Origin of the sequence: Haladaptatus sp. CMSO5 (assembly GCF_036689885.1) — an archaeon.
In the GTDB taxonomy this organism is placed as follows: domain Archaea; phylum Halobacteriota; class Halobacteria; order Halobacteriales; family Halococcaceae; genus QDMS2.
This window is the reverse complement of the sequence record NZ_JBAHVW010000001.1, coordinates 2499332-2517061: the sequence shown is the minus strand read 5'-3', so window position 1 is coordinate 2517061 and position 17730 is coordinate 2499332. Positions and strand designations below refer to the sequence as shown.

Annotated in this window: 20 protein-coding genes; 6 read left to right on the top strand and 14 right to left on the bottom strand. The window is 59.0% G+C overall.

Annotated elements, in window-relative coordinates; translation table 11 throughout:
* The 10 genes from V5N12_RS13370 to V5N12_RS13325 form a co-directional block, all read right to left on the bottom strand.
* Complete coding sequence (locus V5N12_RS13370) at positions 1 to 975, bottom strand: aldo/keto reductase (RefSeq protein WP_442904983.1); 975 nt, start codon at positions 973 to 975, stop codon at positions 1 to 3.
* 55 nt (positions 976 to 1030) lie between these two features.
* Positions 1031 to 1996, bottom strand: a complete 966-nt coding sequence (locus tag V5N12_RS13365) for a carbohydrate kinase family protein (RefSeq protein ID WP_332899663.1) — start codon at positions 1994 to 1996, stop codon at positions 1031 to 1033.
* A gap of 4 nt (positions 1997 to 2000) precedes the next feature.
* On the bottom strand, positions 2001 to 3098 hold the full coding sequence (locus V5N12_RS13360) for a Gfo/Idh/MocA family protein (RefSeq protein ID WP_332899662.1): 1098 nt from the start codon (positions 3096 to 3098) through the stop codon (positions 2001 to 2003).
* Positions 3098 to 4066, bottom strand: a complete 969-nt coding sequence (locus tag V5N12_RS13355; RefSeq protein ID WP_332899661.1) for a sugar phosphate isomerase/epimerase family protein — start codon at positions 4064 to 4066, stop codon at positions 3098 to 3100. Before V5N12_RS13355 ends, V5N12_RS13360 begins: the two co-directional genes overlap by 1 nt.
* Before the next feature lie 34 nt (positions 4067 to 4100).
* A complete protein-coding gene (locus tag V5N12_RS13350) occupies positions 4101 to 5174 on the bottom strand; it encodes a Gfo/Idh/MocA family protein (RefSeq protein ID WP_332899660.1) in 1074 nt (357 codons plus the stop codon).
* 37 nt (positions 5175 to 5211) lie between these two features.
* Positions 5212 to 5415, bottom strand: coding sequence for a hypothetical protein (locus tag V5N12_RS13345; RefSeq protein ID WP_332899659.1), 204 nt, complete (start codon positions 5413 to 5415; stop codon positions 5212 to 5214).
* Positions 5416 to 5417: 2 nt separating this feature from the next.
* Positions 5418 to 6581 (bottom strand): ABC transporter ATP-binding protein, encoded by a 1164-nt coding sequence (locus V5N12_RS13340; protein WP_332899658.1) that lies wholly within the window; start codon positions 6579 to 6581, stop codon positions 5418 to 5420.
* Positions 6582 to 6588: 7 nt separating this feature from the next.
* A complete protein-coding gene (locus V5N12_RS13335; protein ID WP_332899657.1) occupies positions 6589 to 7539 on the bottom strand; it encodes a carbohydrate ABC transporter permease in 951 nt (316 codons plus the stop codon).
* Positions 7539 to 8486, bottom strand: a complete 948-nt coding sequence (locus tag V5N12_RS13330) for a carbohydrate ABC transporter permease (protein WP_442904982.1) — start codon at positions 8484 to 8486, stop codon at positions 7539 to 7541. Before V5N12_RS13330 ends, V5N12_RS13335 begins: the two co-directional genes overlap by 1 nt.
* A gap of 102 nt (positions 8487 to 8588) precedes the next feature.
* Positions 8589 to 10106: an extracellular solute-binding protein gene (locus V5N12_RS13325; protein ID WP_332899655.1), complete on the bottom strand. Its 1518-nt coding sequence runs from the start codon at positions 10104 to 10106 to the stop codon at positions 8589 to 8591.
* Between the two features lie 221 nt (positions 10107 to 10327).
* On the opposite strand from V5N12_RS13325, the gene V5N12_RS13320 reads away from it, so the two are divergent.
* The 5 genes from V5N12_RS13320 to V5N12_RS13300 are packed head-to-tail and all read left to right on the top strand — an operon-like array spanning position 10328 to position 13919.
* Complete coding sequence (locus V5N12_RS13320; protein ID WP_332899654.1) at positions 10328 to 11410, top strand: M24 family metallopeptidase; 1083 nt, start codon at positions 10328 to 10330, stop codon at positions 11408 to 11410.
* Positions 11411 to 11465: 55 nt separating this feature from the next.
* Complete coding sequence (locus V5N12_RS13315) at positions 11466 to 12053, top strand: GNAT family N-acetyltransferase (RefSeq protein ID WP_332899653.1); 588 nt, start codon at positions 11466 to 11468, stop codon at positions 12051 to 12053.
* Between the two features lie 5 nt (positions 12054 to 12058).
* Complete coding sequence (locus V5N12_RS13310; RefSeq protein WP_442904981.1) at positions 12059 to 12694, top strand: GNAT family N-acetyltransferase; 636 nt, start codon at positions 12059 to 12061, stop codon at positions 12692 to 12694.
* Positions 12684 to 13304: a GNAT family N-acetyltransferase gene (locus V5N12_RS13305; RefSeq protein ID WP_332899651.1), complete on the top strand. Its 621-nt coding sequence runs from the start codon at positions 12684 to 12686 to the stop codon at positions 13302 to 13304. Before V5N12_RS13310 ends, V5N12_RS13305 begins: the two co-directional genes overlap by 11 nt.
* Positions 13305 to 13343: 39 nt before the next feature.
* Positions 13344 to 13919 carry a transporter gene (locus V5N12_RS13300; RefSeq protein WP_332899650.1) on the top strand — a complete coding sequence of 192 codons (576 nt, stop codon included), beginning with the start codon at positions 13344 to 13346 and terminating at the stop codon, positions 13917 to 13919.
* Here V5N12_RS13300 and V5N12_RS13295 read toward each other — a convergent pair.
* Both V5N12_RS13295 and V5N12_RS13290 read right to left on the bottom strand, forming a co-directional pair.
* Complete coding sequence (locus V5N12_RS13295; protein WP_332899649.1) at positions 13886 to 14371, bottom strand: GNAT family N-acetyltransferase; 486 nt, start codon at positions 14369 to 14371, stop codon at positions 13886 to 13888. The two genes, V5N12_RS13300 and V5N12_RS13295, sit on opposite strands and share 34 nt — an antisense overlap.
* 24 nt (positions 14372 to 14395) lie before the next feature.
* Positions 14396 to 15034: a metal-dependent hydrolase gene (locus V5N12_RS13290; protein WP_332899648.1), complete on the bottom strand. Its 639-nt coding sequence runs from the start codon at positions 15032 to 15034 to the stop codon at positions 14396 to 14398.
* A gap of 84 nt (positions 15035 to 15118) precedes the next feature.
* Here V5N12_RS13290 and V5N12_RS13285 point away from each other — a divergent pair, with 84 nt between their 5' ends.
* A complete protein-coding gene (locus V5N12_RS13285; protein WP_332899647.1) occupies positions 15119 to 15829 on the top strand; it encodes a helix-turn-helix domain-containing protein in 711 nt (236 codons plus the stop codon).
* Position 15830: 1 nt separating this feature from the next.
* On the opposite strand, the gene V5N12_RS13280 is transcribed toward V5N12_RS13285, so the two are convergent.
* Together V5N12_RS13280 and hmgB are read right to left on the bottom strand one after the other, a co-directional pair.
* Positions 15831 to 16127, bottom strand: a complete 297-nt coding sequence (locus tag V5N12_RS13280) for a hypothetical protein (RefSeq protein WP_332899646.1) — start codon at positions 16125 to 16127, stop codon at positions 15831 to 15833.
* A gap of 246 nt (positions 16128 to 16373) precedes the next feature.
* Complete coding sequence (gene hmgB / locus V5N12_RS13275) at positions 16374 to 17711, bottom strand: hydroxymethylglutaryl-CoA synthase (protein ID WP_332899645.1); 1338 nt, start codon at positions 17709 to 17711, stop codon at positions 16374 to 16376.
* Positions 17712 to 17730 lie beyond the last annotated feature (19 nt).

Genomic DNA, 17730 nt, shown 5'->3' with positions numbered 1-17730 from the left:
TCAGACGTCGCCGATTTCGGGGTTCCAGACGGGAGTTTTCGGGGCTTCGAGTCGTTCTACTTCCTCGTCGCTCAGGGAGACGTCGAGTGCGCCGACGCTCTCTTCTAAGTGCTGGACGGTTCGCGGCCCGATGATTGGCGCGTCGACGACGTCCTTGTGCAGCAGCCACGCGAGACTGACCTGTGCAGGTGTAACGTCCTTTTCGTCTGCGACGGTTCGCACCTCGTCTAACACGTTCCAGTTTTCCTCGGTGAATCGCTTTTGCATGAACTCGTCGCCAGCGGCCCGTCCTTCGGTGACCGTCTCGCCTCGTTCGTACTTTCCAGTGAGGAATCCGCCGGCAAGCGGTGACCACGGGATGACGCCGACGCCTTCACTGCGACAGGCCGGGAGGACGTTCGACTCCTCGTGGCGGTCCACGAGATTGTACTCTGCCTGCATCGAGACGAATCGTTCTACGTTGTTCAGGTCGCTCTCGTAGAGTGCTTTCGTGAACTTCCAAGCGGGCATCGTACTCGCGCCGACGTACCTGACCTTCCCTTGGTTGACGAGCGTATCGAGCGCCGAAAGCGTCTCCGTGATTGGCGTCTCGTCGTCCCAGCGGTGAATCTGGTAGAGGTCGATATAGTCGGTTCCGAGGCGGTCGAGACTGGCCTCTACCTGTTCTAAGATGTGGCGTCGCGAGAGGCCATGTCCGTTCGGCCTGTCGGCCATCTTCCCGAACACTTTCGTCGCGAGCACCACCTCGTCACGACGCCCGGAGAGCGCCTCGCCAACGATTTCTTCGCTCTCGCCGTGGGAGTAGACGTTCGCCGTGTCGAGGAAATTGATGCCGCAGTCGAGTGCCCGATCGATGACCTCGTGGCTCTGTTCGTGGTCGTTTATCATCCACGGCTGACCAGAGCCGAAGTTCATACAGCCAAGACACAGTTTCGAGACTTCGAGGCCAGTGTTGCCGAGCGTCGTGTACTCCATCGCAGGCATACAAATTATACAACTCTCAAACGAGTAAAAATTATGGGCCGGGTCGTCAGGCGTGTCGACCGCGGAAGGTGCGGACCTCCGAACGCGTCGGTAACGACGTTATCGCGCCGGGTGCCGTCGTCGTGACCGCGGCGACAGCGTTTGCGAAGGCGAGGGCTTCAGTTGGTGACTGGTTCCCGCTCGCAATCTGTGCCAAGACGCCCGCGACGAACGCGTCGCCCGCACCGGTTGTATCAGTTGGTTCGACAGGAAAACCGGGGTGCGTTTCCTGTGTAGTTCCCCACGGCGCGTCCGCGGAAGCGACGACGTGGGAACCTGCGTCCCCGAGCGTCAGAAACACTGTGTGAGGACCTGCTTCGAGGAGATTTTCAGCCAGTCTCTCTGGATTTTCGTCTGCGAACTCGGTCACGGCGAAGTCCTCGATTGACGCGTTCACCACGTCTGCGAGCGACACCACCCGCTCAATTGTCGCTGCGAACTCTTCGTCACGCTCCCAGAGTTCTGGGCGGTAGTTCGGATCAAGGGCGATGGAACAGCCGTGTTCGCGTGCCCGTTCGACCAACGCGAAGGTGGCAGACCGAGCGGGCTCTTTCGACAGCAACACGCCCCCGACGTACACCCATGAGACTGCCGCCAGCACATCGTCAGGAACGCACCCCTCGTGGAGGACGGTGTCTGCGGTGTTCTCCCGGTAGAAGGAGAAGCTCCGGTCTGCGTCCGCGTCGTGACTGACGAACGCGAGCGTGGTCTTTCGTTCCTCATCGCGCGTGACGAACTGCTCTGGAACGCCGTTCTTTGTGAGCGTCTGGGCCAAAAACTCCCCAAATGGGTCTGTCGAGAGGTTCGTGAGGAAGTACGGCGTCTCGTCGAGTCTCGACAGCGCGATGGCGACGTTCGCCGGCGCACCGCCAGCTCGACGGCTGAACGACTCGACTGTGCCGAGCGGCCCCGGTCGGTCGGGGATGAAGTCGATGAGCGTCTCGCCTGCGATGAGGATCTCTGGAGCGACCATCTGTTTAGAGGGTCACTCGTTCGCCACGCGCATCACTCTGTTCGATGGCGTCGAGAACGCGCTGGACGGCGAACCCGTCTGCGAAACTCGGGGCAAACTCGCCATCGTTGGCCACCGCAGAGAGGAATTCGTAGTTCTCGTGGACGAAGGTGTGTTCCCAGCCGATGACGTGACCCGGTGGCCACCAGGCGTCGATGTAGGGGTCGGATTCGTCGGTGACGAGCATGGTTTCGTAGCCACGATTACCCTCGCGGAAGACTTCGAGTTCGTTCAACCGTTCGAGCGAGAAGCGGAGGCTGCCGTCCGAACCGTGAATCTCGATACTGTGGTCATTCTTGTGTCCAGTCGCGAATCGGGAGGCTTCGAACGTTCCCATTGCCCCATTTTCGAACCTTGCGTGTGCGGTGTAGGCGTCGTCTACGGTGACGGGACGGGTCTCGTCGCTTCCGTCGACGGGCCGCTCTCCGACGAAGGTCTTCAACTGCCCGCTCACCGATTCGACTTCGCCGACGAGGAAGTGCGCGAGGTCCACCGTGTGCGCGCCGAGGTCACCGAGCGCGCCGCTTCCGGCGAGTTCCGCGTCGTTGCGCCACGACCACGGAGCCTCTGGGTCTGCGAGCCAGTCTTGCAGGTACGTCCCCCGGAAGTGGTGGATTTCGCCGAGTTCACCCGCCTCGATGAGCCGTTTCGCGTACTTGATGGCGGGGACGAACCGGTAGTTGAACGCACACCCAGCGAGGGCGTCGCTGTCGGAGGCGGCTGTCGCCATCGACTTCGCGGCCGCCGTCGTCGCGGCGAGTGGCTTCTCACAGAACACGTGCGTCCCCGCTTCGAGCGCGGCAATCGACGGTTCTGCGTGTAGGTGGTTCGGCCCGAGGTTGTAGAACACGTCTACGTCCTCGACCACGTTGCGCCAATCGGTGGCGGTGCGGGCGAACCCGAAGCGGTCTGCGGCTTCCGCGAGGGCCTGCTTGTCACGCCCAACGAGGGCGTCGCGTTCGATGTCGGGGGCGTCCGGGAAGAACATCGGCAGGCGGGCGAGGGCGTTCGCGTGGGCCTTGCCCATGAACCGATAACCGAGGATGCCGACTTTGAGCGTCATTATTCTGCCCAGTATGCCTCACCGGGTTGCGTCTGGAAGACGGCACGCTGGAGTAGATCGACGGCCTTCTCGAGCCCTTCACGGGAACTCGTGAGCGCGTCTTCGTGTTCGATACTGAGCGCGCCGTCGTAGCCGACCATTCGGAGCGTGCTCACGACATCTTTCCAGTGTTCTTCGCCGTGGCCGTAGCCGACCGATCGAAACAGCCACGAACGTTCTGTCTGCTCGTCGTACGGCGTCATGTCGAAGACGCCCTTCGTCCGGGCGTTCGCCTCGTAAACTTTGGTGTCCTTCGCGTGGAAGTGGTGGATCGCGTCGTCTTCGCCGAGGTAGCGGATGGCCTCTGTAACGTCGATACCCTGCCAGTAGAGATGCGATGGGTCGAAGTTCGCACCGATGCGTTCGTTGGTCGCATCGCGGAGTTTCCGCATCCCGTGGGGCTCGTAGACGAGCATGTTTGGGTGCATCTCGATTGCCACGTCGACGCCCTTGTCGTCTGCGTAGTCTGCGAGGTCGCTCCAGTAGTCGATGGCGACATCCCACTGATACTCGTGGGCTTCAGTATGGTCGGTCGGCCACGGTGCCGTCACCCAGTTCGGAACCTCGTCGTTCGGGCCACCGGCGGGCAGGCCGGAGAAACACGTGACGGTCTCGACACCGAATTGGGCGGCGAGGTCGATTGCTTCGCGGAGTTCGTCGTCCGACTTCGCTGCGTGCGCATCGTCGGGGTGAAGTGGATTGTTGTGTGTGGCGAGTGCGCTCACTCGCATGTCGTATGCTTCGAGCAGGCTGTGGAGTTCGGCCTGCATATCCTCGTCATCGAGGTACGTCGCGCGGTTTAGGTGGTCGTCGCCGGGATTGCCACCACAGCCGAGTTCTACGGCTTGCACGCCGATTCCGTCTAAGTATTCGAGAGTCTTTGCGAGTGATTCGTTACCGAATGGAACGGTGAGTACGCCGATGTCCATGATTGTGAGATGTGGGTGGTCGTCTGTCGGTTCGTCAGTCGAGGCGGATCGCTCGCCCCTCCTCGTCCGAGCGATAAATGGCGTCGATGATTCGCTGAACTGCGAGTGCCTGCTCGACGGTGTTTCGCTGCGGCGGATCACCGCTCTGCACCGCTTCGAGGAAGCTCCGGTCTTCTGCTTTGTGGAGGTCGATGTCCCGCGTTTCAATGGTTGAGTCAGAGAAGTGATCGACGCCATCGTGCCCAGTCTCGAAGAGTTCCAGGTCGCCAGATTCTCGATCGAAATGGGCGCCAGCGCCCGTTCCGTCGATGTGGAATCCGTGATTCGGCCGTCGATTCGTCGCCCACGCGACTTCGAGCGAGACGGTCTTGCCGTCGGCACAGCGAATGAAGGCGGTGGCGGCGTCTTCGACATCGAAGCCGCTCGGTCCGGCGTCGTCGCCCCACATTTCGAGGTAGGCGTAGTCGTCTCGTGACCCGAACGTCGAATGAGTCGTCCCGGCCACTTCGACCACCTCGGGGAAGTCGAGGAAGTACATGGCGAGGTCGATTGCGTGGACGCCGATATCGATGAGCGCACCGCCGCCCGCTACTGCTTTGGTCGTGAACCACGACCCGCGACCGGGCACACCGCGTCTTCGAACGTAATTCGCTTCAACGTGGGTAACCTCGCCAAATCGGCCGGCCCGTTGGTACGATTTGAACACCTCTACACCGGGTGCAAAACGGTTGTTGAACCCGACCATGCAGAACCCATCTGCTCGGGCCGCCGCCCCAGCAATTCGTTCTGCGCTCTCGAGCGTGTGAGCGAGTGGCTTTTCGAGCAACACGTCGTAGCCGGCATCGAGCGCTGCAATCGCAGTCTGTTCGTGATATTTGTTCGGCGTCGTGATGATGACTGCATCCACGTCGGCTTCGACGAGGTCGTCGAAACTCGTGCCGACTTCGGCGTCGTACTCCTCTGCGAACGCGGCTCTTGCGGTCTCATTTACATCGATACCTGCGACGACAGTGTGGCCGAGGTCGACGATCCGTTCCGCGTGGTGATTTCCGATGCCGCCGAGCCCGACGATACCGACGTTGACGGGAGGGTTTGTGTGTTCGCTCATTGATGATTTTCGATAAATTTCGGTGTGGTTAGTCGTCTCAGTACAGCTGCTGTTTTCGGTCCTCTCGCTGTGCTGCTTCCTCTTCTGCGTCCCGCTGTTGCTTTCTGCGAGCACGAAGTTGACGAAGCGCGGGGAGGAACCGGTTTTTCACGTCGCTGGCGAACGAGACGAAACCGTACGCCCAGAAGAAAAACAGAAGCGTCCCTCCAGCAAGGTAGACCCAGCCAGCGGTCGTCACCATGGTCAGTGTTCCTCCTGTTGATTCCTGAACCACTCGCTTTCTTCGCCGTCCAATCCGTGGATGATGGCGTCACCGGATCCGACTTCGAACAAGTGTGCGCGCGTCCGGTCGATGACGACATCTACATACTCGTCTTGTGAGAGGGTCGTGTCCGGGTCGACGCTCATCAAGAGCTGTGTGTCTGCCTCCATCCCCTCTACCGAATCACCTTCCGGCGTAAGATAGACGAATATTTCGTCACCCATCGGTTCGAGTACGTCTGTCTGCATTCGAACGGGAGCTGTCGCGTGTGTGATGTCGTCTGCCGTCTCGGCGAGATAGACGTCTTCGGGACGGACACCAAAGGTGAGCCGGTCTCCGTCACTTACAGTCTCTGACACCGTACTGACGTCGATATCGAAGACGCCCGTCTTGAGCGTCCCTGCTTCGACCGTCCCTTCGAAAAAGTTCATGCTCGGCGACCCGATGAAGCCGGCGACGAACCGATTTGCCGGTCGGTTGTAGCATTCGAGAGGCGGTGCACACTGTTGAAGCTCCCCATCGTTTATCACCGCGATGCGGTCTGACATCGTCATCGCTTCTGCCTGGTCGTGGGTGACGTAGATGATGGTGGTATCGAGTTCCTTGTGCAACCGCTGGAGCTCCGTTCGCATGTGAACTCGCAGCTTCGCGTCCAGGTTTGCAAGCGGTTCGTCCATCAGGAAGACGGACGGCTCACGCACGATGGCGCGGGCGATGGCCACCCGCTGGCGCTGACCGCCGGACATCTCGTCCGGCATTCGGTCTAGCATCCCTTCGAGTTGGACGACCTCTGCTGCGTGTTCGACTCGACGGTCGATCTCTGCATCGTCGTATTTTCGCAACCGAAGTCCGAACGAGATGTTGTCGTACACGTCCATGTGCGGGAACAACGCGATGTTCTGGAACACCATCGCGATGCCCCGGTCTTTCGGCGGGAGGTTCGTGACTTCGTGACCGGCGATGGAGATCGTCCCATCGGTGGGCATCGTAAGTCCAGAAATTGTCTCTAACGTCGTCGATTTTCCACACCCGGACGGACCGACGAGTGTGACGAACTCGCCGTCTTTGATGTCCAGATTCATATCATCGACAGCGACGACGTCGCTATACCGCTTCTCTACGTTTTCGAGTTTGACATTACCCATTGTTGAATCACTCCTTTAGCGCACCCGCGGTGAGTCCGCTGACGATTTTTTCCTGTGCGATAACGACGAGAATGGCGACCGGTAGCACCCCGAAAATGCTCGCCGCTGCCATAAGGTTGAACGGCGTCAGGTGGTGGCCTTGATAGGCGAGAATCCCCTTCACGATGGGTGCCCAGTTCTGCCACGCCCCGTTGTTCATGATGGACGAGAAGAAGTACTCGTTGTACACCGCGATGAACGTGAGCACTCCAGCCGTCGCAACGCCTGGTGCCGAAAGCGGCATGATGACGCGGAAGAGAGCGCCAAGCCGCGTCGTTCCTTCGACGCGAGCAGCGTCTTCAAGCCCATCTGGAATCTGTCCGTAAAACGTCGTGAGGATGAAGATCGACAGCGGCAAAAACAGCGCGCTGAACGGCATTACCATCGGCCACGGTGTGTTGAACAGATCCGGACTTTGCACCCCGAAGAACAGGAAATTGAACACCTTATTTCCGGTGAGCAAGTCGAAAAGCGGGAGCAAGAATGCTGCCGGGGGGAAATACGAGATGGCGAGAATGCCGAGCATGAGCGGTTTCTTGCCGGGGAATTCGAGGCGACCGAACACGTATCCTGCCAGACTCGCCAGTACCAGGACGATGATCGTCGTGATGGTGGCGATAATCAGGCTGTTCAGCATGTACCGATGGAACGGTATCTTCGTGAACACCTCGATGAAGGCGGCCGGGTTGAACCCTTTCGGAAGCAATCCCATGTCGTAAATCTGGTTGTTCGGCGTAAGTGCGAGAACGACGAGCCAGTAGAACGGGAACAGTGTCGTCACGACGAAAAACACCGTCACGACGTAGAACATCGCCTTATAGGCGCGTTCAGGATTCGCAATCCACGCTTTGGCCCAACTCTCGATCGGCCCTCGTTTCAGTTCTGCAGTCTCGGTCTCGGCGTTTGATTCCTGACTCATCAGCTATCGCCTCCCATCGAACTGCTCGCAAACTTCGCGATGTACACCGACACGACGACACCGATGATTGCGGCGGTGACGAATGCAACCGTCGCGGCAGTCCCGAACTGCCGCTGACTGAAACCGGAAACTACCATACAGGAAAGTGACGGCACTGTCTGACAGCTCGATACGGTATCGATGATGCCGTACACCCGCATCGCGGCGATGGTCCGAAACAGCATCGCAATGAGTACGGTCGGTAAGACCAATGGAAGCGTAATCATCTTGAACTGCTGCCATTTTGACGCGCCAGCGACTCGTGCGACGTCGTACAGGTTCCGGTCGATACTCTGTAAGCCTGCGAGGATGAGTAATGCCATGAACGCAGACGTTTTCCAGATGTCTGCGACGATGATGATGAGCATTGACTCGGTGGCGCTCGCAAGCGGCGTTTCGCTGAAGATACCGAGCTGTTGGAGAATCGTCGGATTCTCACTGCCGACCAAGAAACCGACGTTTGGTTGGAACAGCAGGAAGAATATCATACCCTGGATGACCACCGGAACGGCCCACGGGATGATGATCGCGACGCGCACCCACCGTCGGCCGTAGAACTCTTGGTCTAACACCAACGCCTGTCCGAAGCCGATGACGGTTTCAAAGAAGACACTGACGACGGTGAAGACGAGCGTCGCGCCGAGAGCACTTGCGACGATGCTGTTGAGCGTTCCGTCGAACTGCGGAACGAACGGAGCGGGCATCGCGTACGTCTTTTGCCCAGTGAACAGTTCGACGTAGTTCTGTATGCCAACGAAGTTTCCGAGTCCCGAGGTACCAGTCAGACTGTCTGCGAACAGTGACATCCTGAAGGTACTGAGCAGTGGCCAAAGTGCGATAACTCCGAGCAAGAGCAATGCTGGCGTGAGCAGCAGGTAGGCAAACTGCGTTTCGCTAAGTCCCTCCATCCACCGAATGAACGCGACGTACGGGCCGCTCCGGGAGCTGTCACGCGGGGTGTCGTGTGAATCGTGTCCTGTAGCCATGAGCAAATGAATACTTCGCTCTCCTCAGGCACTCTTGCCCTTCGATTCGGTCTGTTCGAGGGCGCTTTTGATGGAGGATGTAGCATCTTTTGGCGACACATCGCCGGCCAGACACGCGTTCACCGAATCTGCAATCTTCCCCTTTTGCTGTGGCCAGACGACGGTCGTCGGACGAGGAATCGAATTCTCGGCGGCGATTTTGAGCGTCTCCATATATCGCCCCATCACCGGCACTTGCTTTGCCTTCTCTGAGTTGAACAGCGATGGGATCGGAGGGAGCAGGCCCATGATTTCCAGTAAGTTTAACCTGAACTCCTCAGACATGAGCGCCTTCAACACCTGTAGTGAGCCCGCCTTCTTCTTCGAGTGGGGGTTCATCGAGACGTGCCAGCCACCGAGTGCTGAGCTGATACCGCCGATATTCTCGTACTCGGACTCTTCCTCGGTGACGCTGTAAGGGACTGGCATCACTCCGAGATCCTCACCGAATACGTCCTCTGCACCGTTGATGTCGATCGCGTATGACCAATTCCGGTGTGCGATCGCTTTTCCGTTGGTGAACGGTTTGCGAGACGGTTCCTCGGTCCACTGCAGGATGGCGTTCGGCGCAATACCGCCTTTGTAGCCGTCGAGTGCGTATTCGTCCTCGCTCCCGTGGATGAACGTACGAACCATCGAGAGCGCGTCTTGGACTGGTTGTTCGTCGATTGTAATCGGGCGGTCGTTTACCGGCCCAAAGAGATTGTCCGTCCCACCAAAGTACGACCCGCCCCAACTGTGCATGAACTCGGGGAACGTACAGCAAGCGAGGCCTTCGTAGACGTCACCTTGGAAGGTGAAGCCGTAACTCTTTCCAGTCTCTGCTTTCGTTTTTGCGATGACTTCGGAGAACTTCTTCCACGTCATCCCTTCCGTTGCCCAGTTCTCACTTTCGGGGTCGAAGCCAGCTTGCTCAACGAGGTCTTTCCGGTACAGAATGGTCGCAACGTCGGGGAACAGTGGTATACCGTAAATGTCGCCGTCCATCTTGGCGGATTCGACCATTCGCGGGAGGTATTCGTTTTCGACGGGGTCTATCATCTCGGCTGGAAGAGATGCAGAGAGGTTCTGTAGTTGCCCCCGAGCGATGAATGGAATCGTCCAGCCACTGTCCATCATGAGCAGGTCCGGCTCCGGCTGTTCGGAGCTTAGCCACTGTTGATATTGTGATTGGCGCTGGTCTGTGACCTGCGAACCTGCGAGAATTTCGACCGAGATATTGTCCGGAAGCCCGGCGTTATGCAAGGCTTCTTTCACCTCGGCCGCGCTCTCTTTCATTCGCGAATCGGCTGCCCACTGAATCGTCATTTCTTCTGAGGGTGCCTCGCTGGCGATTGGGGTGGCCGTGTCGCTACCTTTCGAACTGCTTCCGTCTGAACTACCACTTGGACTGCTCGTGATACACCCTGCGAGACCGGTGGTCGCTGCGGCTGCACCCGTGAGCTTCACGAACTGACGTCGTGAGAATGGATTTCGCCACTGCTTTTCGCTATCTTTTGCCATGGTCGTTAGGCAAAATGTGACAACCCGATATATAATTTATGACCGTTTACTACAATAGTTGTAAAAAAATTATAATCGCGCTTACCACGGCTACTACTATTATTTATTATCGCATGTGCACTATAGTTACTACAGGCAAATTCATTAATTAAATATTTGATGGTGCTATATTTCTTGAGATGGCCCCATCATTGAAGGGAGTGACTCTGGTCGGCTTTCGTATGGAACCCCGTGCACGATTGGATACCTATCTCGAAGACCGGGGCCTCGCTGCCGTTTGGTTCGCCCGACCCACCTCGTTTGCGTGGTTGACTGGTGGTGACAACTTCGTTGACAGGCATGCACCTATCGGCGTCGCTGCTGCAGGATACGACGGTGACCGAGTTGCGGTCGTCACCGACAACATTGAGGCAGATCGATTGGCGACCGAAGAATTGAGTGCCGACGTTCAACTAATCGAATTCCCGTGGTACGAGGGGTCGCTCGCGCAGATGGTTGCAGCTACGACAGACACGCCTGCTGCAGCAGATTTCTCGGTTCCTGGACTCAAATCGATCGAACAGAATCTACGGTACCATCCTCTCAGCGAATCCAGCGTCGAACAGTACCGTGAATTGGGGTCTCTCGTTGCGAAAGCGGTAGAGACGGTGTGTTTCGAAGCGACTCCGAGTGAGAGCGAACGAGTCGTTGCTGCGCGACTGCGCCATAAACTCGCCGCCCACGGCATCGACACGTCGGTCGTTCTCGTCGGGAGTGACGCACGCGTGACCGACCACCGTCACTATACACCAACGGAAACGGAACTCGGCAGATATGCACTCGTTTCTGTGACTGCAACCCGAGACGGGTTGTACGCGAGTATGACTCGAACTGTTTCTTTTGCCGAACCGGAATGGCTGGCCAAACGCCATCGCGTTGCCTCACAGATACAGTCGACTGCGCTGGCTGCAACCCAGGCTACTGGCCGGGCCGACGGCACCGCAAGTGACGTGTTTTCCGCAATTCAAAGTGCTTACGCCGAGATGGGGTATCCAGACGAATGGGAACGTCACCACCAGGGTGGGGCCGCGGGGTATGCAGGGAGAACGTGGATTGCCACGCCAACCCTCGATACTGAAGTGAAACTACCGATGGCGTTCGCGTGGAACCCGACTGTACAGGGTGCGAAAAGCGAGGATACGTGGCTCGTTACCGAAGATGGATTCGAGTGTCTCACTCGTACTGGCGACTGGGAGACGATTTCCAGTCCGGCGGTTGGGTTCGATTTGATGCTCTCTCACCCAACGATACTCCGTCGAGGGTAGATCGGTTCCGTAGCTCAGCGACACCTTTTTCGCATTACTCCGCGCCTCTCAGCATATGTTCCCCGAGGAATTCGAGACCGGCCGCCTGCGCTTCGAGCAGGTGTCACTCGACACGCTCGACCCGGTTTCAGTCTATCCCTATCACTCGTCTGAAGCGGGTATCGAGGAGGCGACGCAGTATATGTCGTGGAACCCCCACCGGACGCTCAAAGACACGTGGGACTTCGTCAAACAGGTGGGCGAGGCGGTTGAAGCCGGCAACGGCGCAGTCTACGCCATCTACCCGAAAGACGGCGAACCGGGCGCAGGCGAGTTCGCGGGCACGACTGGCCTGCATTGTGACTGGGACAAGCGCACCGCCCGTTTCGGGATTTGGCTTCGGAAAAAATTCTGGGGGCGGGGCTACTCGGGTGAGCGTGCGGCCAAACTCATGGAAATCGCCTTCGAGCGCCTCGACTTGGAACTCGTCGCCGTCGAACATGTCGTCGAAAACGAGCAGTCGAAACGCGCCATCGAGAAGTACGTAGACGCCCACGGCGGCCGTCTCGACGGCATCATCCGCAACCACATCGTCATCGACGACGAGCCACACGACGCGCTCCGCTACACCATCTCACAGGCCGAGTGGGAGTCGAGTAAATGAGTGACCTGTTCCCCGAACAAATCGAGACCGACCGACTGGTGCTCAGACGACTCTCGACGGAGAACCTCTCTGTGCGTGAGTTCTACGACATCTGCAAACCCTCGCCGGAGATGGAGGAGGTCACGAAGTACATGCCGTGGAAGCCGCACGCGACGATGAAGCCAACTCAGGAGTTCTTCGAACACCGCGAAAAGCTGTGGGACGACGGTGAGGAAGCCGCGTATTTCATGGTTCCAAAAGCTGGCGAGAGCGGTGCGGGCGAGTTTGCAGGCACTGCCACGCTCCACTGCGACTGGGAACACCGCGTTGGCGGCCTCGGGACGTGGCTTCGCAAAGCCTACTGGGGGCGGGGCTACTCGGGCGAACGCGCCGCTGCGCTCATGCAACTCGCCTTCGATCGCCTTGACTTGGAGTACGTCAAAGTCACCCACCACACCGAGAACGAGAAATCGAAACGGGCTATCGAGAAGTACATCGAGGCTCATGGCGGCCAGCGCGACGCCACGCTCAGAAACTGGTTGCCCTACGAAAACCACGTTTCAGACCAAGTCTACCACTCGGTGAGCCAGTCCCAGTGGCGCGAAGCTGTGGACGGCAGACCGAAGGCTGCGTTCACGGAGGTTATCGACCATGCCGAGTAGTCTGTTCCCCGAGCGCGTCGAGAGCGAGCGCCTGCGCTATGAACCACTCCACGAGGTGCTGGACGCCCTCGACCTGTACGAGTACCACCGAACCGGCGAGATGGATGCCGTGATGCAACCGCTTGGCGAGAAGCCCCACGCCACGCCAAAGAAGTCGATGGACGAGATGGAAGCGGCGAAAAAGGGGTGGGAATCGGGTTCGCGGGCGACCTACGCCATCACCCGACGCGACGCCGACGAGTTCGTCGGCGTCGCAGAACTGTGGATGGAGTGGGAAAAGCGCGTGACATCGTTCGGGACGTGGATTCGAGAACCACACTGGGGGCATGGCTACTCGGGCGAGCGCGCCGGGGTGATGCTCGCCATCGCGTTCGATTACCTTGACCTCGAGTACGTGAACGTCGGCCACGAACCCGACAACGAGCAGTCAAAACGCGCCATCGAGAAGTACGTCGAGGCGTACGGCGGCAGGCGGGATGCCACGCTCAGAAACTGGCTGCCGCCCGGTGACGAAGGCGGGCCGCGCGATTTAGACACCTACAGCATCTCGCAGGCCCAGTGGCGCGAGAACGTCAGCGACGAACTGGCAACGATTCGGATAGTCAAATAGCCAGAATATTCATATTACCTTCATTGCTTCGAGGTGCATATGGCACAGCAAAATTCGATTCCCGTCGTTCGCGGCACACTCGCCGGACTCGCGGCGTACCTTTTCGGCTATCTCGTCACCTACCTCTTGGCCGCTCCCCGGATTGACGACTTGTTTGCGGTGCAAGCGTTCGAGTTCTTCACGGGTGAAAATCCCGTCTGGAAGCTCACCGGCTGGTTGTTCTACAACGAGCATTTCGTCTCCACAATCGTCCCACGTCTCACGGGGTCTGACATGGTGAACTTTCTCGTAGAAAGCGACGACGGCAGTGCAACGCTGCTGTTCTTCCTTCCCGTTCTCTTGCTCGTCGGTGCGGGCGCACTCGCCGCGCGCAGCCAGTCAGACACGAGCACGTCGTCGTCGGCAAAAGCCGGAGCCACCGTCGTCCTCGGCTACGTCCTCCCTGCACTGGTTGGCGCACAGCTGTTCCGTCTTGACCTCGGCAACTCGACGGCTGGCCCAGATTTCATCACCGCAATTCTCGTCGCAGGACTGCTCTACCCGCTGATTTTCGGGGCGCTCGGCGGCGTGCTCGTCTCGTTCTACAGCTCCCGACAGACGAGTTCGCCCCAGTGAGCGAACTCGTGGCGGTCGTAGAACGCCATCGCCCGCGCGTTGTCGCCGTCCACGTCGAGGACAATACGGTCGAGCGGGAGGTTCTGGTCACGGGCGAGCTCGAGCGCACCCTCCATCAACTCGTCTGCGACGCCGGTGCCGCGATACTCTGCTGCGACGAAAATCTCGTTTAACACGGCCGCATCCCAAATCATCGACATGGTTTCTGGCAGCACGAACACGTAGCCGACCAGTTCGCCCTCCTCTACGGCCACCGTCATGCAGCGTTCGTCAGAGTCACCACACCGCGCCACCCACGCCAGATACCGCTCGCGGTAGTCGTCGGTGAGTTTCGCCTCGTACTTCTCCTGTTTTTCATCGCCGCCGGTCTCACTGCCGAGGCCCAATTCAAATCGCGTTTTCAGTTCCCACAGCCCTTCGCGGTCTGTCTCCGGGTCGTACGGTCGAATCATGCGTGTGCTTTCACACCCGGAAAGTCAAGGTTTGCGTGTCACACGGAGTCGTCCCCAGATGACCACAAGGCTCGTCAGGATGAGCAGCAGTTGCCAGCCCGATTGGGCAACGGGGAAGATTCTGTCCACTTCCGGTGGTTCCCTCCCCGGATTCGGGTCGATGCCACTGTTGATGTGCACCTCTTGTGAGGAGCCAATTGCACCGAGGTTTGGGCTACTGCCCGTCGAGAAGTCAACGAACGTCTGGACGATACCACGATTCGTGGAGTAGAGCAGTTCACCAGAAACGCGGTAGAACTGGTCGTGGATGGGATAGAACACGTTCGCGCCCGCCGTAAAGAGGTCAAGTCCGATGCCCGCGACGGCGAAAGCGACGATGCTCACCCACGCAATCCGTAGGCCGCGTGTGCCCCATCGCTCCCGGAGCCACGACGGCTCTCTGTGGCTATCTGCGTACACCAGCACGGCAGCGAGAAGTGGGATGAGCAACGTGTGCAACACAGAGCGGTGGCCACCGGCGATGAAAAAACCAGCAAACACGTCGAGGTCGGGGATGATGGTCACCCCGAGAACGAGGGCGAGCGACCGCTTGTCGAAGGCGTCACCGAGCAACCCCGCGGCGAGCAGCCCGGCGAGCGCGACGTGGACAACGGTTGAGGGCATGCCAACATCTACCACATGTGTCGCCCTGAGCATTTCGGGAAAAACGTCGAAACCATTTTACGATGAACGACGAACCCTTGCGCAATGACCGACCGCGGCGCACGTCGTGACCTCGCAGAGAAAATCGCGGGCGAGATTACGCTCAGCACAGACCCCGGGGCGACGCTCAGAAAGTGGCGCACCGACTTCGACATCTCACAGACCGACCTCGCAACCCAACTCGACGTCTCGTCGTCCGTCATCTCAGACTACGAAAGCGGGCGCCGAAAGAGTCCGGGTATCGGCGTCATCCGACGCATTGTCGAAGCCCTGCTCGCCATCGACGAACACCGCGGTGGCGGCCGGATTCGCCAGTACGCCCGCGTCCTCTCTGCGGGGTTCGAAAGCGACATCGTCCAAGACCTCCGCGAGTATTCGACGACCATCCCCCTCTCTCGGTTCTACGACGCCATCGACGCCACCGAAGTCGCCTCCGGAAACCAGTCTACCATCGCCGGGCACACCGTCGTAAACAGCATCGAAGCCATCACGCGCTTATCGAGTGAGGAGTTCTACCGCCTTTATGGACAGAGTACAAACCGTGCGCTCGTGTTCACGCACGTCACTCGCGGCGAATCGCCGCTCGTCGCCATGCGCGTCGTCACGCCCACGCCGAACGCCGTCGTCCTCCACGGCCTCACCGAAGACGACCTCTGGGAGCACGCCCCGGCGCTCGCTCGCATTGATGGCTTCTCGCTCGCGGTGACGAACAAAGACTTAGAAGAGATGCTAGACGCGCTTCGACAGCTACCCTGACTTACGGCGCGGCGTCCAACCCCTGGTCGATGAGCCGTTGCATCTCCTCGCTTATCTCTTCGATTTCGACCATCACGTCCTCTGCGATGAGTTCGTGGCTCGTCATCGCCGTCTCGTCTGGATGGTCGGGTGCGTTCACGATTGTCTCGTAGGTGATGGTTCCGATCGCGTCGTCACCTTCCATGACAATCGCTTGGTCGACGTCGAACTGGTCCATTAACTCCTCGACTCGCGCGACGAGTGTGTCTTTTCTGACCGTTACGAAATCCTTCCCACCGATTTTGACGTGTTTGTTCATCGTAGTACCCTCAATTGACGGCGCTGGCATTGCTGACCACCCGTCACACCTGTCTCTACGGGGGGCAGATAGTTAACTATCCGGACGATTCTCAGCGTGAGAGACCACAAACGCCGTTCAATCCACCAAAACGACCGCAAAAGCCGGAACTTTGCCTTACTCGACGAACCGGTACTTGCACTCGCACCTATTGTTCGCTCCGCTCACAAAATCTGCACCAAAACAGGAAAAAGTCGGAACTTTGCCTTACTCGACGAACCGGTACTTGCGTTCGTCCATGCGGCCCCAGCCGTCGAAGACGAACTCGCTTTGCGGGACCGTGAACTCCTCTACGTCCACGTCTTTCTCGTGGTTGTGTACGTCGTGGATGTGCTCGTAGTCGTCGAAGCTAATCTCGTAGCGGTCGTCGAGGTGGTCAAGGATGTCGATGGCCTCAATCTCCTCTTTCCAGCCTTCCTGGACGATTTCCGAGTGGACTTCCGCCTGTGCACCACTGCCGTAGGAGCCAACGAGGAGCTGCTCGCCGGTCATGTCCTCGCCTGCTTCGTACGCCTTGATGAGGCCGCTCACGCGGGCGACGTGGACGGAGCCGGTGTACCAGTTGCCGACGTGGCGTGCGAGATAGAGCGTCGGGTCGACCGTGTTCGCGTACCACTCTTGGTAGGCATCGGTGCGTTTGAGGTCGTCCATGTACGCGCGGATGGCTTCGGTGTAGTTCTCCTCTGAGTCGAACTCGGCTTCGCGTGGCTGGCGGCCAATCTCCGGTTCGAGTTCGTCTTCGACGTCGGTGTCGCGGATGATGTGACGGAAGCCGAGGAGTGCGGCCTTGCGAACCATGCCGGGGAACGGCGTGTGGAACGGCGCGAGGTTTACGTCGTCGAGTTCGACCTTGCCCGCGACCGATTCGTAGTCTTCGAGCGCCTCGCGCATCCGGGCGAGGTACACCTGCACTGAGCGCTTGCCGTCGACGCTTGGGAACTGCTGGTTTGGCTTGAGGAAGTCCGTCTCGTCTGCGCTGCCAAAGCCCTGTTCGGTGCTGAGCGTGACGAGCGATGGGTCTTCGCTGATGAGCATGGCAACCGCACCGGCCCCTTGGGTCGCCTCTCCGGGGTCGCCACGGGCGTAGAGGGCGGTGTCCGTCGCAATCACGAGCGCGGCGCGGCCACGATGCCGTCCTGCACGTATCCAGTTGTAGGCGTCGTCAATCGACTGCGTGCCCGCGACACAGGCGAACTTGCGCTCGCCTTTGTTGGCGTGGTGGAAGTCGCCGTCGTACACCTGTTCGAGACAACCGGCGATGTACGTCGAGACGGGCTTTGAGTTGTCGAACGCGCTCTCTGTGGCTACGTCGATACGGCCGATGTCCTCTGGCGTGAGGCCCTTTCGCTCCATCAGCTTGTAGGCGGCGTTCGCGCCCATCGTCACGATGTCTTCGTACACGTCTGGGAAAGAACTCGCGTGGAGGCCGAGGCCTTTCGTATACTTCTCTGGGTCGTCGCCCATCTCCGGGGCGAACACCTCTGCGAGGTCCATTTTGAGCTTCCCTGTATGAATCTCAACGGCGTCAATTCCGACTTTTGTCATGGCTGTATCCTGTGTAGAC

Bases quoted from the DNA above. Each gene is read 5' to 3' on its own strand.
- V5N12_RS13290 (WP_332899648.1), bottom strand. From the start codon at position 15,034: ATGCCCTCAACCGTTGTCCACGTCGCGCTCGCCGGGCTGCTCGCCGCG.
- V5N12_RS13345 (WP_332899659.1), bottom strand. From the start codon at position 5,415: ATGGTGACGACCGCTGGCTGGGTCTACCTTGCTGGAGGGACGCTTCTG.
- V5N12_RS13360 (WP_332899662.1), bottom strand. From the start codon at position 3,098: ATGACGCTCAAAGTCGGCATCCTCGGTTATCGGTTCATGGGCAAGGCC.
- V5N12_RS13335 (WP_332899657.1), bottom strand. From the start codon at position 7,539: ATGAGTCAGGAATCAAACGCCGAGACCGAGACTGCAGAACTGAAACGA.
- V5N12_RS13300 (WP_332899650.1), top strand. From the start codon at position 13,344: ATGGCACAGCAAAATTCGATTCCCGTCGTTCGCGGCACACTCGCCGGA.
- V5N12_RS13365 (WP_332899663.1), bottom strand. From the start codon at position 1,996: ATGGTCGCTCCAGAGATCCTCATCGCAGGCGAGACGCTCATCGACTTC.
- V5N12_RS13280 (WP_332899646.1), bottom strand. From the start codon at position 16,127: ATGAACAAACACGTCAAAATCGGTGGGAAGGATTTCGTAACGGTCAGA.
- V5N12_RS13325 (WP_332899655.1), bottom strand. From the start codon at position 10,106: ATGGCAAAAGATAGCGAAAAGCAGTGGCGAAATCCATTCTCACGACGT.
- V5N12_RS13295 (WP_332899649.1), bottom strand. From the start codon at position 14,371: ATGATTCGACCGTACGACCCGGAGACAGACCGCGAAGGGCTGTGGGAA.
- hmgB (WP_332899645.1), bottom strand. From the start codon at position 17,711: ATGACAAAAGTCGGAATTGACGCCGTTGAGATTCATACAGGGAAGCTC.
- V5N12_RS13320 (WP_332899654.1), top strand. From the start codon at position 10,328: ATGGAACCCCGTGCACGATTGGATACCTATCTCGAAGACCGGGGCCTC.
- V5N12_RS13370 (WP_442904983.1), bottom strand. From the start codon at position 975: ATGGAGTACACGACGCTCGGCAACACTGGCCTCGAAGTCTCGAAACTG.
- V5N12_RS13305 (WP_332899651.1), top strand. From the start codon at position 12,684: ATGCCGAGTAGTCTGTTCCCCGAGCGCGTCGAGAGCGAGCGCCTGCGC.
- V5N12_RS13330 (WP_442904982.1), bottom strand. From the start codon at position 8,486: ATGGAGGGACTTAGCGAAACGCAGTTTGCCTACCTGCTGCTCACGCCA.
- V5N12_RS13350 (WP_332899660.1), bottom strand. From the start codon at position 5,174: ATGAGCGAACACACAAACCCTCCCGTCAACGTCGGTATCGTCGGGCTC.
- V5N12_RS13355 (WP_332899661.1), bottom strand. From the start codon at position 4,066: ATGGACATCGGCGTACTCACCGTTCCATTCGGTAACGAATCACTCGCA.
- V5N12_RS13340 (WP_332899658.1), bottom strand. From the start codon at position 6,581: ATGGGTAATGTCAAACTCGAAAACGTAGAGAAGCGGTATAGCGACGTC.
- V5N12_RS13315 (WP_332899653.1), top strand. From the start codon at position 11,466: ATGTTCCCCGAGGAATTCGAGACCGGCCGCCTGCGCTTCGAGCAGGTG.
- V5N12_RS13285 (WP_332899647.1), top strand. From the start codon at position 15,119: ATGACCGACCGCGGCGCACGTCGTGACCTCGCAGAGAAAATCGCGGGC.